We start from the raw sequence: 14361 nt of genomic DNA on the forward strand, positions 1-14361 counted from the left end.
CTCCAACCCCGAGCGTGACCCGGGCCTTCGTTTTGCAACAAGCGTTGGCGTGCGGAGGTATTTATGTCAGTTCGGGACCTGGTTCTTCTCATCGGAAACCCCGGCTGAATGGTCTCTCGGGGTGGAATGGGGGCAGTCATGGTTTTGTTTGGCCGCAACAAGGAACTTGCGCGGATTCGTGCGCTAGTTCGTTGTCCAAGGGAATCCGCCCTGATTGTCACGGGAGGACACGGCAGCGGCAAGTCGTCATTGCTGGCCGAGGTTCCGAAATTGCACGAGCACCGAACAGTTCTCCTCCGGGCCAATCCTTCGGAATCCACCTGGCGTTTTTCCGGCCTGACTGCGTTGCTCCACGGAATCGATGACCCCGCACTCGAGCCCCTGGTCGACTATGTGGCATCCTCACCGCGCGGAAACCTCGACGCCGCAGACCTGTCGACGATGCTCCTCTCGGCCCTGCGGCAATGGTCTGGGCACCGGACGGTTGTAGGTATTGACGACGCTGAGGATCTGGACTCTGCCAGCCAGACTGTTCTCGGCTTCCTGGCCCGCCGTCTCGCGGGCACGGGGCTTGTGCTCATGCTCAGCATGCGCGGCGAGTCGCCGGACAGTCCGTTTGCCCGGATGGCCACTATTCACTTGGAGAATCTGAGCCATAGCGACACTGTGAGAATGCTCGAATCCACGACATCTGGACAGGTCGGCCAGACGGCTATCCATGCTATTGCCGCGGCCACTCACGGCAATCCTTTGGCATCGATTGAGCTCTACGATGAGCTGATAAGGCGCCAAGTCCAGGAGAATTGCGCCCTCCCCGTCCCTTTGCACTGGAATGGAAGCTTCGAGCCTGATCTGGTGGCATCGATTTCGGGGCTTTCGCCGCTTGCGCGGCGGGCAGTTGATCTCCTTTCCCTTTCTTCCCGGAGCAGCGCCAGCCTTCTGGAAGAAATGCCGGGGGACCTATGGGCGGGCGTGGATGAAATTGTTTCCGCCGGAATCGCCGTCCGAACCGGATCGCATGTCAGAATTCAGAACCAAATGCTGCGGGCCCATATTTTCTCGGCTATGCAGCCGGCGGAAAGAACCGCACATCACCGCGAGTTGGCTGCGGCCGCCGAAACCGCGGATCACCAGGCGTGGCCGTGGCATCTGAGCTACACCCCGGCGATGCGCCGGGACACGTCTTTCAGCCTGCTCCGGCATGCCGTTGAGCTTGTGCGGGCGGAGGAGACGCCATCCGCGGTCGAGTACATCGAGCGGGCCCTCGCCATCAACCCCTCGGAGGCGGAGACCGCTGCCAGGCTGGGCACGGTCGCGGAGCTGTTCTTCAGCAGAGGTGAATTCGTCCACGCGAAACGCTATCTGGACTGGGCCCAACGGATCACGAAAAACCGGGCCCTGACACTTCGGCTCACCGGGCTCGATTTCCAGATCGAACTGATGAAGGGCAATTCCATGAGGCCGAGCATGATGATTCGGCTGATCAAGGAATTCGGGCATCACGATCCGGGACTCTCTGCCTGCCTGCTGTCCGTCGGTGCCCTGCACATGGCTGAACGTTGGCAGGTCGAGGACGCCGGGCAACTGTTGGAGCATGCGGAGCAATTCCTGGGTGAAGCATCCGGCGAATCCGTGGCCGTGAACCAGCGCGCAAGGCTTCTGGCTGACGCCGTCAAGGGGAGCGTCGACCGGATCTCGCGAACTGCCGACGGCGGCGCCACCAGTTCCCCCGCGTCGCTGCTGCTCACGGGGCGCGTCCTGACGTATTCGGAGAACTACGAAGGAGCCCGCGACCTCTTTTCCCTTGTCCGGAACTTGAGCGCGGCCAGGGATGGGAACTGGAGTGAGACTGCAAGGTACTTCGCCGCCGACAACGAAATCCGCGCCGGAAACTTCCGTTCCGCCGTTGCACTCATCGACGAGATTGCCCGTTCTGCTTCCAGCCAGCAGTATCACCGCGGGATGCGCAACAATTTCCTACTCTGGCGGGCCCATTCAGTCGGTGACACGGTGGAGGCTCAGGCTTGTCTCGCAGAGGCCCAGAAGTTTGTCAGCGCCGACGCGCCTCCGCGGACGGTAGCGCAATTGTTCGCGTGGCAGGGGCATTTTGCGCTGATGCGCGGCGATCTTGAAGAGGCGGGTGCCCTACTGTCCAGGGCTGCCGAAATTGGCATGGACTTCAGCAACCCCGCCCTTTTGCGCTGCGAGTCGGACCTGGTTGAAGTGCTCGTCAGGTCAGGTCAACGGCGCGAGGCCACCCGTGCCCTCACCAGGATGGAATACAGGTCAGCCGGCCTGAAATCCAGATGGCTGCTGATGGCCGTGTCCCGCTCCCGCGCCTTGGTCGCGGAGGGGGAACGCTCCCTGGAGCTCTTCGTTCAGGCCCTGGATTCGTGGCAGAAGGACGATTCCCTCTTCGAGCGGGCCAGAACGCTTCTTTGCTACGCCGAGCGGCTGGAGTCTTCCGGCAGGCACAAGGACGCCAAGAACGCCCTTCTGAGGTCAAAGGCGCTTTTCGAAGAGTCGGGCGCCGCGTCCTGGACACAACATCTCGACGCCAGGTTGCTTGGCGACGGCGTGGGGAATACTCCGGAGATCCAGAGCCCGGCCCTGCTGCTGCTCTCGGACCAGGAGCGCGAACTTGTTCAGCTGGTGGCCCGGGGCCGGCGCAACAAGGAGATCGCCGCGACGCTGTTCGTGTCCGTTAGAACGGTTGAGGTGCGCCTCACCGCGATTTATCGGAAGCTGGCGGTCCAGTCCCGTTCCCAATTGACGTGCCTCGTGTCGGCCGTGGGAACCTCGCCATCACCGGAGTTGGCCCGCGAGGCGTCCCCGTTGGCTGTTTAGCGACCCCTCTGTTGTCCACGATCTAAGTGTTCTGCCGGAGCGGGCTGAGCCGCGTCCTCGGAATGGGGGCGCAGCCCCGCCATGTTCGTGGAGGCCACCTGCACAATCCCGCAGACTTCCCCTTCTCGGACCAAACGGACCGGTAAGTGGACCCGTCCTCATCGAGCAGCGTCGGGACAACCACCCCCAGCATTCTCGTGGGCCTGCCTGCCGCCCTCGAGTCCAGCGACCCGCCATTATGTTGGGGTGCCTGCGCTAGGGTTCTCCTTGGCTGCCTCGGCCACGGGACCAAAAACTCCTCAGCTGGTCCGCCCCCACCCGAACCGACACGGGCGGAAGCGCCGTTGCGGCCCCCTTCCCGACCGATTTGTGCGGCTCYAACTGGGCCACTTCGTCAAGCACTCCGTTTCCGCTGCCCGACAACTCAAGGGCCCTGCCGAGGCCCCTGCTAAGAATTTCCCGGGCAAAGTGCTCCTGGTGGTCATCCACATGCTCACCGTAGTGCGCCGACCGAACGGCTAGAACCGGAACGGCGCCGTTGTCCAACGCCTGCAGGACAGAACCCACACCGGCATGGCAAACAAACACGTCTGCCTCCCTAATGAGTTGCCCCATCTCCACCCAGGGCAATTCACGGTGTGCCGCTCCGCGCAGGTCATGACGTGACGTTGCCCCGAGCTGCCAGGTCACTGAACAGTCGTCGGGAAGCATCGCCTTCATCGCATCGACGGCCCGGTCGAATCGATACGGCTGGATGGTGCCCAGGCTAATCAGCACATTCTTGACCGGGGTCCCGCCGCCCCGAGACCGGACTTCCCAGTTGTCCAGCACGGATCCTGCGTATTTCCACCGGTCATTCGCCCAGCGTTCATATTGAGTGTAGGTCCGCACGGCAGGAAACAAGCCAAGGATCCGCCCCGTGGTGGACGCCGCGTGTGTTCTCGCCAAACTCTCCACATAAAGCGCTCGGACCCCCATCGCGGAAGCAACCGGCAAGAAGGAGACGGCTACTGCGGCTCCGGTGCTCACTACGTAGTCGAAAGACCCACTTCGAAGAATTCTGTATGCGGTCAGTAGCGTGCGCAGGGTGCCCAGCACATCCCGGGTTCCAACGGGGGAAATGAAGTGCACATTGTGGCCGGCGAGCATGGACTGGGCCTGAGGGGTGTCAAAGGTGACCCACATGGATTCTGGGTCCGGATCCGGATACAAGTCGGCAATCTTCTTCAGTTCGGCCAAGTGTCCACCGCTTGAAGATACCCACAAGACACGCTTGCCTGGCGCGATCAGTCCGCCCAATGTGGCCGTCACGATCTTTCAGTCCCAGAACAGGCGGACGAAAACCGGGTGCGGGAGAAAAATCCTAACGCAGACTTCATTTTCGGCTCCATCAGTCGCGGCACAACCACGCAGCGGCATGATCCCGGGGTCTACACACCCCTGTTCCTGCCAGCGGCACCGGCTTCCCGGTACCTGCTGTCGCGTTCAGCTAGTTGTTACGGGTGTCCTGCGGGTGGTGAGACGGTAAGTCTCTCCGCCATGCGGCCCGGAACCATTGGGCCGCATGCCCACGGGGCATCCGTATTTTTCCACCGTAGGCTTGGCCGGCCTCATCCACTAGGCAAGTCGGGAGACAATGTGGCTATCCGCACCAACTTTGTGGTCCGGATAAACAGCCCGGAGCCCTACGCCCGCGTGCGGAAGAAAACTTCCGTCACCTTCGCGAGCCGGTAGGGGTCCTCTACGCCGCAAAGTTCACGGGCGGAGTGCATCGAGAGCAGGGGCACGCCGACGTCGACCGTCCTGATGCCGAGCCGGGTCGCGGTGAGCGGCCCGATCGTCGAGCCGCAGGGCATCACGTTGTTGGAGACGAACTCCTGGTACGGGATGCCGGCGTCCGCGCACAGCCGCGCCCAGAGGGCGGCGCCGGTGGCGTCCGTGGCGTAGCGCTGGTTGGCGTTGATCTTCAGCAGCGGGCCGCCGTTCAACACCGGCCGGTTGGCCGGATCGTGCCGCTCGGCGTAGTTGGGATGGACGGAGTGCCCGGCGTCGGCGGAGACACAGAACGACGCCGCGAACGCCTGCCGCCGCTGGCTCGCCGAGGCGCCCAGGCCGTCGGAAATTCGCACCAGCATGTCCTCGAGGATGGGTCCGCTCGCGCCGGAACGGGAGGCCGAGCCGATCTCCTCGTGGTCGAACGCGGCCAGCACGGCGATCGGAGCCCCGGCCGGCAGGGGCCCGGCGGCATGGTTGATCAGCGCGGCAAGCCCGGCATGGGTGGCCGAAAGGTTGTCCAGCCGGCCGGAGGCGAAGAACTCGCCCTTCGCGCCGAACACGGCGGGGGCCTGGGTGTCCGCGATGACGACGTCGTAGCCGCCGATCTGCGCTGCGTCCACGTCCGCGCCCGCAACCCGGTCCGCCAGCAGCCCCAGCAGGTCTTCGCCCGCCGGATCCCCGAGCCCGTAAACCGGGTTCATGTGCTGCTGCTTGTCCAGGGCCAGCCCCTCGTTCACGGCGCGGTCCAGGTGGATGGCCAACTGCGGGAACCGCAGCAGCGGCCCCGTGGCGGTCAGGTGCTGGGTGCCGTCCCGCATCACCAGACGCCCGGCGAGCTGCAGTTCGCGGTCCAGCCAGGAGTTGAGCAGCGGACCGCCGTACACCTCGACGCCGGCCTGCAGCCAGCCGAACTTGCCGGTGGTGGGTTTGGGTTTGAGCTTGAACGACGGCGAATCCGTGTGGGCGCCCAGGATGTGGAAACCGGTGGTGGGACCGGCCGACGGCGGCGTCACCCAGGCGATGATCGCGCCGTCGCGGATCACGTAGAAGTTCCCGCCGCCGTCGGCCGTGTCCCAGGGCTGCAGTTCATCGAGGGCGGTAAATCCTGCCCCGTCGAGCCGGCGGGCGGCCTCGTGGACGGCATGGAAGCTCGACGGCGACGCGGCGACGTACGCGCCGAGGTCCTGGATGTGGGCTGCGGCGCTGGGCTGTGAAGGCATGGCTCCGAGTCTAGCGCCGCGCCGCTGGCCGTACGGTGCCTACACGGTGACGTTGAGTCCGGCCGTGTACCCGCCGGGCACCGATCCGGTCATCGTGGCGAGCTGGTGGATGCCGCCGTCGTCGCGGAACACATTGTCCGACTTCAGCGTGGTCCGGGGGAAGTTCCGGGCGCTGGCTTCATACCCGGCCGAGGCGTAGACGTCCTTGCAGGCGGCGTCCGTCAGCGCGATCTGGGACACCGCGAGGACCTGCCCGGCCGCCGTCGCATTGTCCATGGACTCGAAGACCTCGAAGTGGATGTGCGGCCAGCGCCCGCTGTACGCGCCGGGGAAGACCGTCCGGAAGGTGACCTGGCCGTTGGCGTCGGCCTCCTGCACGCCGCGGAGGTAGTTCTCGTTCTTCAGTCCGGCGTCGTACATGGAGTATTTGCCGTCCTTGTCGCAGTGCCAGGCGTACACGGCGGCCCCGGCCAGGGGTGCGCAGCCATTGGCGTTGTCGAGCAGGGTCAGGGTGACGGTGAGTGGCACGCCGTCGGCCGTGGTGCTGGAGGTTCCGAAGCTGGAGGTGATGTCCTGCCGGACCACGCCCGACGCCGCCAGCACATTGGGGCCGTTGGAGCCGTCGCCAGGATACGGGCCGGCGGTCTCCTGGGGGATTTCCACGCCGCACTCGGCGATCGCGCGGGTCAGCGTGGGCGAGGCGGAGGGTGTGCCCGTAGCCACCGCGCTGCCGGATGCTGCCGGCGTCGATCCCTCCGTGGCCGCGGCCGTCGCGGACGCGGCGCCCGTGGACGAGCCGCCCGGGGTGCAGGCGGCGAGGGCGGCGGCCGTGCCGGCACCAAGGAACATGCCCAGCGAGCGGCGGCTCATGAGGGTGGCGAGGTCGAATTCGAGGCCGCGGTCGTGGTTGGGGTGCGGTTCGTGCGGCGGCTGCGGAGTAGAGGTCATGCGTCCATGTAACCGCGGCGCACTATGCCCCGGCTAGGGCCTTCCTGTGAGGGCGCTGTGGTTGGAGCGGGAGCAGTCCCAGCCGCCGGCCGGTCGCGGGACATGCCCTCCCCTGGGAGCGTCGAACGGACATAGTGGCATTCTGTCCAACGCTCCGCGGCAGGAATGGGCATGTCCCGCGGTGCGGACGAGCCCGGTGCCTCCGGAAGCTACGACGCCGGTCCGGCACCCACCGTGGCGTCCTCGGCCGGTGCTTCCGCGGGGGACCCGGCGGGCGCCCCGGTCTTGGTCCCGTTCTTGCGGTACCGCCAGAGGCCGACACCCACGACGACGGCGGCGAGGGCCAGGGAGAGCAGCAGCGATTCGCGGGTGGAATCCAGGACCACCATGCCGACCAGCAGCGCGACGATGCTGACGATCGCCACCCAGGTCAGGTAGGGAAAGAGCCACATCTTGAGCTGGAGGTCCTTGGCCGCGGCGCCCATGCGGCGGCGCAGAATCAGTTGCGAGCTGGCGATCACGAGCCACACGAACAGGGCGATGGCCCCTGAGGTGTTTACCAGGAACAGGAACACAGTGTCCGGGGCGATGTAGTTCAGGCCGACCGTAATGAAGCCCACCACGGTGGAGGCCAGAACGGCGGCAGCCGGAACGCCCCGCTTGGAGATCCGCATCCAGGACTTCGGCGCGTCACCGCGGCGGGAGAGCGAGAACAGCATCCGGCTGGCGGTGTACAGGCCCGAGTTGAGGCAGGACAGCACGGAGGTCAGCACCACGATGTCCATGATGGTGCCGGCGCCGGGGATGCCGTAGAGCTCAATCACGGCAACGTACGGGCTCTTGGCCACGGAAGCAGAGTTCCAGGGCAGGAGGGTGACCACGATCGCGATGGAGCCGATGTAGAAGACGAGGATGCGCCAGACGGTCGATTTCACGGCCTTCTTGACAGCGTCAACGGGGTTCTCGGATTCACCGGCGGCGATGGTGGCGATCTCGGCGCCGAAGAAGGAGAAGACAACTACGAGGATGCCCGCCAGTACCGCGCCCGGACCGTTGGGCATAAAGCCGCCGTTTTCCAGCAGGTTGCTCACGCCGGGGGCAGGAACGCCCGGGATGAAGCCCAGGATTGCGGCAACGCCGAAGAGCAGGAACAGCACGATCGCCGCGACCTTGATGGAGGCGAACCAGAACTCGAACTCGCCGAAGGACTTCACCGAGCCCAGGTTGGTCAGGGTCAGCAGCACCATCAGGAGCAACGCCCAGACCCATTGGTCGATCCCCGGAACCCAGCGGTGCATGATCGCCGCCCCCGCGGTGGCCTCGATGCCCAGCACGATGATCCAGAACCAGGCGTACAGCCAGCCGATGCTGAACCCCGCCCAGCGGCCCAGGGCCTTGTCCGCGTAGGTCGAGAACGATCCTGTTTCCGGGTTGGCCGCGGCCATCTCACCCAGCATCCGCATGACCAGGATGACGACGAGTCCCGCCGCCGTGTACGCGACCAGGATGCCCGGGCCCGCCTGCTGGATCGCCGCGCCGGAGCCGACGAACAGTCCGGCGCCAATCACGCCGGCGATGGCGATCATGGACAGATGCCGGGGTTTCAGGGATTTGGAGAGCTGTGGGTCAGCCTGCATGAAGCGCCGTCCTTCGTGGATTGTTCGGCCCGCGGTGGATCGTGGAAAAGTTGTGCGGCGGACCACATTGACGTTTCACACTAGACCGGGCCGGGAAGCCCCCGTTCTGTGCAATCCCACAAATGACGGACGGGCTATCCGGGCACAACTCCAGGAACAGGGCCCATGAGACAAGAAAAGTTGCCTCATAGGCAATTCGGCAATGTGCCTGAAACCACTCTTTCAGGCTCCCCGCCCTGGCAAGCCGGCCTCGCCGGCCCTCGAATCAGTAGTCCGGATTGCTGGGCACCACCAGGCCGGTCTCGTATGCGTACACCACGGCCTGGACCCGGTCGCGCAGGTGCAGTTTGTTGAGGATCCGGCGCACGTGTGTCTTCACGGTGGCTTCGGAGAGGAAGTAGCGGTGCGCGATCTCGGCGTTGGAGAGCCCCTCGGCCATCGCTCCAAGCATCTCGGTTTCGCGCGGGGTCAGGTCCTCCAGCAGCGGATCCCCTGCCGGCCGGGCCCCGCCGGACGAGGCGGGCGATCCCTGGCCCGTGGCGCCGCCGGGTGCTGCCCCTGCGCGGCCGCTCCGGACGTACGTTTCCAGCAGCCGGCGGGTGATCCGGGGTGCCACCACCGCGTCGCCGCTCGCCACCACCCTGACGGCGCTGATCAGTTCGGCAGGCGCCACATCTTTGAGCAGGAAGGCCGAGGCGCCGGCCTGGAGCCCGGCGAAAGCGTATTCGTCGAGGTCAAAGGTGGTCAGGATAATGACCTTTGCCCGGGCACCGGAGGCGGTGAGGGCGCGCGTGGCCTCGATCCCGTCGAGCACCGGCATCCGCACATCCATCAGGACGACGTCGGGCGCGAGGAGCCGGACCTGGCGCACTGCCTCGGCGCCGTCGGACGCCTCGCCCACAATCTCCAGATCATCCTCGCCCTCCAGGATCAGGCGGAAGCCCATCCTCAGCAGCGGCTGGTCATCCACCAGCAGGATACGGACCGGACCGGTCCCGCTCAGCGGTTCCGAATGACTCATGTGCCCTCGCTTTCGTTGTTGCCGTTCCAGTGCAGGACGGCGTGGACGCGCCAGCCGCGGTCGGAGCTGCGTCCGGCCTCGACGGTTCCCGCGTAGATCCGGGCCCGCTCCAGCATGCCGGCCAGGCCCCGGCCGGAGCCCACGGACCCGGAGGAATCCCGCACCGGCGCCGCTGATCCGCCCGTGTCTACGGAGCCCCTGCCGTCGTCGACGACGTCGATGGTGACTGTGGACCCTTCCCGGGCAACGGCCACATCCACCCGGCCCAGGGAACGTCCGTAGCGCAGCACGTTGGTCAGCGACTCCTGCAGTATCCGGTAGACCGTCAGCTGGAACGCGGCGTCGTCCGGCAGCGATGGTCCGGTGTGGGTGTAATGCAGCGGCAACCCCGCGGCGCGGAAGCCTTCCAGCAGTTTCCCCAGATTGTCCCCGGCCACGAGCGGTTCCCGGGGGGCTTGGCCGGGGGCCGCGTCGTCGCGCAGCACGCCGAGGACGCGCCGCATGTCCGCCAGCGCAGTGCGGCCGGTGCGGGAGAGTTCCCCGAGGACTTCCGCCGCCCGCACCGGATCCTTCTTGACCACGACGGCGGCCCCGTCCGAAAGGCTGACCATCACCGTCAGTGAATGTGACACGATGTCGTGCATTTCCCGGGCGATTCGGTTGCGCTCCGTGACCGACCCGAGTTGGGCGGCCCTCGCGGCCCAGGCGGCAATCTCATGCTCATGCTCGCGCCGCTGACGGACCGAAATACCAATCCCGGTGGCAATGACGTTGGTGAGGGTGATGCTCACGGCGGCCGCAATGCTGCTGATGAGCTGAAAGTTCTCGGGCGTGCTCACTCCCATGTCCGGCAGCCGGCCATCCAGCGGACCAACAGCCAGCTGGAGATACAGAAACAGCAGCGGAGCCGTAGCTGCGGCCAGGGTCACCAGCGCGAAACGCCGGCTGCGCACCACCGCTACGGCGTAGAGCGCAAACCACAACCCGGCAGAGATGTTGGAGCCCCACGGGTGAAGCAGCGTCACGCCCACCTCGAGCAGCGTCACCACGGCCACCACGGGCACGGGATGGCTCCGCCGGAACGACAGCGCCGCCGCGGCCGCCGCGAGCAGCACGGCGACCAGCCAGACGCCGTCGCGCATTGATTCCGCCGCGGTGGGGGTGACCAGCAGCAAGTAGATGGCCACGACGACGGCATCCATGGCACGCGGGTGCTGGAACAGGTAGCGCCGGATCCGGCCCCGGTGCCGGGCGGTGATTTCAGCGAAGGACGCGTCAGCCTGGCCGGCTGGCGCGTCCTTCACTTCAACTGCATCGGTCATGCTCTGAGCCTAGACGGTGGTCCCGATGGGCTTAGACGTCCCGCTTCTTCAGCAGCACGGCGGCCAGGACCACCGGAATAACGACCCAGGCGCCCAGCACGAGGGCGGCCTGCCAGGCCTCCAGCGTGTCCGGAACGTGCTGCACGGCCGTCATCGGTTCGACAGTGTTCCCGGGCAGGTACTTGCGGGCCTCGACGAAGAAGTCGCCGGGGATCAGCTGGAAGGCGATCGGTGCCACGAAGAACAGCCCGACCAGGCTCATGATGCCGCCAGCGGAGTTGCGGATCAGTGAGCCCAGGGCCATGCCGATGGCGGCAACGGCGGCGACGTAGAGGCTGTTGACCAGCAGCATTTTCACCGACTGCGAGCTGGCCAGGTCCAGGTTCAGGTTGTAGTTGTCCAGAATCGGCAGCGACACAAGGCCGGCCAGGTACACGGAGGCCGCGGTGAGGACAAACGCCGTCACCATGACCACGAGCAGCTTGGCGGCGAACGCCGGAATCCGCTTGGGGACGGCCGCGAAGGTGGAGCGGGCCATGCCCGTGGTGAACTCGGAACTCATCAGCAGCACGCCCAGGGATCCCAGGATCAGCTGGGCGAACGCGATGCCGGACGTGGGGACGCCGACGGCGAGGTCCCCGCCCTGCGCGGCGAACGCGGCGGCGGCCTGCGGGTCGGATGCCGCGGCTTCGGCGAACTGTCCCGTGCCCCAGGCCGAGAGGGCTCCGAAGCCCACAACGACCAGGACGGTGCAGCCGAGCAGAATCAGCGTGGACAGAAGGGTGCGGAACTTGATGAATTCCGAGTTCAGCACCCGCAGGAAGCTGGGTCCCGGGCCGGTGCTGAGGCTGTCGCCGGCAGGGGTGCCGGCGTGGGCGCCGCGGCGGGAGGGTTCGAGGGTGGTGGAGCTCATGGCTAGTTGCCTCCGGTCTGGGCGGGGGCGGCAGCGCCCGTGGTGATCAGCGAGTGGTATTCGACCTCATCCTTGGTCAGTTCCATGTAGGCCTCCTCGAGGCTGGCCTGGAGCGGGGTGAGTTCGTAGAGCATGACGTGGCTGTCCAGGGCAGCGCGGGCGATCTGGCGCGGATCCAGGCCGGTGACCTCGAGCAGTTCGTGCTCCTGGAGCTCCACGGACACGCCGTCGCCGGCGAGCAGGTGCATCAGCTGGTCCGGCTGGTCGGTGCGGACGCGGGTGCGGATCCGGCCCTTGCCGTTGATGATGTCCTGGATCGGCGCATCGGCGATGATCCTGCCGCGGCCGATCACAATCAGGTGGTCCGCGGTCACGGCCATCTCGCTCATCAGGTGGCTGGAGAGGAACACCGTGCGCCCCTCGGAGGCCAGATACTTGACGAGGTTGCGGACCCAGACGACGCCTTCCGGGTCCAGGCCGTTAACGGGCTCGTCCAGGATGACGGTCTGCGGGTCGCCGAGCAGCGCCGCGGCGATCCCGAGCCGCTGGCCCATGCCGAGCGAGAAGCCGCCGACCTTTTTCCTGGCCACATCGGCCAGGCCGGTCATCTCGATGACTTCGTGCACGCGCTTCTTGGGAATGCTGTGCGTGGCGGCCATGGCCAGGAGGTGGTTGTATGCCGAGCGGCTGGTGTGGACGGCCTTGGCGTCGAGCAGCGCGCCGACGTCGCGCAGCGGCGCCGCGTGCCGGGCGAACGGTGCGCCGTTGACGGTGACGGTTCCCGACGTCGGCCGGTCCAGTCCCATGATCATGCGCATGGTCGTGGACTTGCCGGCCCCGTTCGGGCCCAGGAAGCCGGTGACCCGGCCGGCTTCGACAGTGAAGTTGACTCCGGCGACGGCGGTCTTTTCGCCGTAAACCTTGGTCAGGCCTCGTGCTTCGATCATGGAAGCGTTCCTTTACCTAGCAGTGGGGTGTGTACACACCACGCTACCGAGGTGGAAGGCGGAATTCGCCGGTCTCAGGGATGATTCAGGGTCGAATCAGGGTAGTCCGGGAGGATGACGGCGCAGGCAGTCAGGATGCCGGCGAGTAATACGTCAGCGCGCCCGGCAGAACGGAGAACTCAACGCTGCGGACCCCGGGCATGACCTCGCCGTCCACCGCCAGGACCATGGTGGTATCCCCCGGTTCCACGCGGATACTGCTTCTTTCGCTGAGGTGGGTGATCCGGGAGGTGGCAACGGTTCCGGTCAGCACGGACCAGAGCAGCCGGAGCCGGGCGAAGGATTCATCCGCCGTGATCAGCCGGAGGTCGAAGACACCGTCGTCCAGGACGGGCCGGACCAGCGGGGCATGGTCGCGGGGGTAGTACCTTCCGCGGCCAACGTAGAGGATCCAGAGTTTGTGCCGCACCCCGTCGACGATCAGGGTGGTGGGTGTCCCGGCGGCAAAGGTCCGGAACATCGCGATCACACCGGCCACGGGTTTGCCCAGCGATGGCTGCAGCAGTTCGCGCCGGCGCACCAGGTTCGGATAGAGGCCGATGCTTGCCGTGTTGAGCATGGTCAGATGCAATACCTCGGGGCTGTCGGGGAGTCCGCGCTCCACGGCCACCAGGCCAAGATCCGCCCGTGCGGCTTCGCCGCGGGTCGCGGCGGCAACAGCGGCCGTGAGGCTGGGGGTTCCGGCATCCCGGGCGAAGTGGTTCAGGGTCCCGCCCGGCAGGACCAGGAGCGGGAGGGAGTGCTCGACGGCGGTCGCAGCGGCGGTGCCGACTGTGCCGTCGCCTCCCCAGACGCCCAGGGCCACGACACCGGGCCTCGTGGCGACCCGGGAGATTTCGGCGACCAGGTCCCCGTCCTGGCCGACCTCCTTTATATACGCCTTGGGGAATATTTTTTGGAGGGCGTCGGTCGTTTCCTCGGCGTAGGAGCCGCCGAGGGTGTTGACCACAATGGCCAGACCTTCGCCCTCTGGCAGCTCTGCGGCTTCCACGGGGGTCCGCCGGACCTCGGGGAAGGGCGGCCGCACAGGCCACCACCTGCGGGTCGCCATGGCCGCCCCCGCCCCGATCGCCGATCCGAAGAAGACATCCGAAGGCCAGTGCGCTCCCGTGTGGACCCGGGAGTAGGCGACGCCCGCCGCGAGCGGGGCCAAGGCGGCGCCGAGGGCAGGCCGCACGAGCCCGACACCGAGGGCGAACGCCACGGCAGAAGCGGAGTGCCCCGAGGGCATGGAGGAGCTGGTGGGCTGGGGATGGACGAACCTGAACGCAGGAAGGTGCTCCGGCAGCGGGCGTGCCCGCGGCAGCAGGGTCTTGAAGCCGAGGTTCGTGACGGCGGAGGCCACGGCCTGCGCCAGCAGCCCGTGGAGGGCGGCCCGCCGCGTCCTCCCGGGGAAGAGTGCCAGGGCGGCCGCGATGCCGATCCAGAGCTTGCCATTGTTCGCCGCGGCGGACAGCTGCCGGAAGAACTCGTCGTGGCTGCCCGCCGGGAGGCCGGACACGGCGCGCACCAGCTTCCGGTCGAGTCTCTCGAATCGGCCCGGCGCCTTCCTCAGAATGCTACGCATCCGACCACTTTACTGCCGGCGCGGGCAGGTACGCAGTCAACTGAGGGAGGGGGAGTCGGGGAATGGTGCGGCGGCGGGTTCCGGCAGGGCCCGGCCGGCCCTG

General features: G+C 66.6%; 10 protein-coding genes. 1 reads left to right on the forward strand and 9 read right to left on the reverse strand.

Translation table 11 applies throughout. From position 1 onward, the window contains the following. The first annotated feature begins 138 nt into the window (after window positions 1-138). Entirely contained in the window at window positions 139-2847 is a 2709-nt protein-coding gene (locus AB4Y67_RS05130; RefSeq protein WP_441404712.1) for a LuxR C-terminal-related transcriptional regulator, read from the forward strand. Window positions 2848-3102: 255 nt separating this feature from the next. Here AB4Y67_RS05130 and AB4Y67_RS05135 read toward each other — a convergent pair whose 3' ends face one another. The 9 genes from AB4Y67_RS05135 to AB4Y67_RS05175 all read right to left on the reverse strand — a co-directional run bounded on the left by AB4Y67_RS05135 (window position 3103) and on the right by AB4Y67_RS05175 (window position 14258). After that, a complete protein-coding gene (locus tag AB4Y67_RS05135) occupies window positions 3103-4086 on the reverse strand; it encodes a glycosyltransferase (RefSeq protein ID WP_441404713.1) in 984 nt (327 codons plus the stop codon). A 446-nt stretch (window positions 4087-4532) separates the two neighbouring features. Beyond that, a complete protein-coding gene (locus tag AB4Y67_RS05140) occupies window positions 4533-5843 on the reverse strand; it encodes a M18 family aminopeptidase (RefSeq protein WP_441404714.1) in 1311 nt (436 codons plus the stop codon). Between the two features lie 39 nt (window positions 5844-5882). Then, entirely contained in the window at window positions 5883-6791 is a 909-nt protein-coding gene (locus tag AB4Y67_RS05145) for an intradiol ring-cleavage dioxygenase (protein WP_441404715.1), read from the reverse strand. Window positions 6792-7000: 209 nt separating this feature from the next. Continuing rightward, complete coding sequence (locus AB4Y67_RS05150; RefSeq protein WP_441404716.1) at window positions 7001-8428, reverse strand: amino acid permease; 1428 nt, start codon at window positions 8426-8428, stop codon at window positions 7001-7003. 265 nt (window positions 8429-8693) lie between these two features. Next, a complete protein-coding gene (locus AB4Y67_RS05155; RefSeq protein WP_441404717.1) occupies window positions 8694-9449 on the reverse strand; it encodes a response regulator in 756 nt (251 codons plus the stop codon). Continuing rightward, complete coding sequence (locus AB4Y67_RS05160) at window positions 9446-10771, reverse strand: sensor histidine kinase (protein WP_441404718.1); 1326 nt, start codon at window positions 10769-10771, stop codon at window positions 9446-9448. Before AB4Y67_RS05160 ends, AB4Y67_RS05155 begins: the two co-directional genes overlap by 4 nt. A 31-nt stretch (window positions 10772-10802) precedes the next feature. After that, window positions 10803-11684, reverse strand: a complete 882-nt coding sequence (locus AB4Y67_RS05165; protein ID WP_441404719.1) for an ABC transporter permease — start codon at window positions 11682-11684, stop codon at window positions 10803-10805. 2 nt (window positions 11685-11686) lie between these two features. Then, the gene (locus AB4Y67_RS05170) at window positions 11687-12631 is read right to left on the reverse strand and encodes an ABC transporter ATP-binding protein (RefSeq protein ID WP_441404720.1); all 945 of its coding nucleotides are present in this window, start codon (window positions 12629-12631) and stop codon (window positions 11687-11689) included. A 130-nt stretch (window positions 12632-12761) separates the two neighbouring features. Continuing rightward, window positions 12762-14258 (reverse strand): bifunctional phosphatase PAP2/diacylglycerol kinase family protein, encoded by a 1497-nt coding sequence (locus AB4Y67_RS05175; protein WP_441404721.1) that lies wholly within the window; start codon window positions 14256-14258, stop codon window positions 12762-12764. Between the last annotated feature and the right edge of the window lie 103 nt (window positions 14259-14361).

This window comes from Arthrobacter sp. YAF17 (assembly GCF_052113365.1).
Classification (GTDB): Bacteria; Actinomycetota; Actinomycetes; order Actinomycetales; family Micrococcaceae; genus Arthrobacter.

What these genes read in the sequence shown, in the direction of transcription:
- AB4Y67_RS05130 (WP_441404712.1), top strand. Translation starts at nt 139, where the DNA reads ATGGTTTTGTTTGGCCGCAACAAGGAACTTGCGCGGATTCGTGCGCTA.
- AB4Y67_RS05140 (WP_441404714.1), bottom strand. Translation starts at nt 5,843, where the DNA reads ATGCCTTCACAGCCCAGCGCCGCAGCCCACATCCAGGACCTCGGCGCG.
- AB4Y67_RS05145 (WP_441404715.1), bottom strand. Translation starts at nt 6,791, where the DNA reads ATGACCTCTACTCCGCAGCCGCCGCACGAACCGCACCCCAACCACGAC.
- AB4Y67_RS05150 (WP_441404716.1), bottom strand. Translation starts at nt 8,428, where the DNA reads ATGCAGGCTGACCCACAGCTCTCCAAATCCCTGAAACCCCGGCATCTG.
- AB4Y67_RS05155 (WP_441404717.1), bottom strand. Translation starts at nt 9,449, where the DNA reads ATGAGTCATTCGGAACCGCTGAGCGGGACCGGTCCGGTCCGTATCCTG.
- AB4Y67_RS05160 (WP_441404718.1), bottom strand. Translation starts at nt 10,771, where the DNA reads ATGACCGATGCAGTTGAAGTGAAGGACGCGCCAGCCGGCCAGGCTGAC.
- AB4Y67_RS05165 (WP_441404719.1), bottom strand. Translation starts at nt 11,684, where the DNA reads ATGAGCTCCACCACCCTCGAACCCTCCCGCCGCGGCGCCCACGCCGGC.
- AB4Y67_RS05170 (WP_441404720.1), bottom strand. Translation starts at nt 12,631, where the DNA reads ATGATCGAAGCACGAGGCCTGACCAAGGTTTACGGCGAAAAGACCGCC.
- AB4Y67_RS05175 (WP_441404721.1), bottom strand. Translation starts at nt 14,258, where the DNA reads ATGCGTAGCATTCTGAGGAAGGCGCCGGGCCGATTCGAGAGACTCGAC.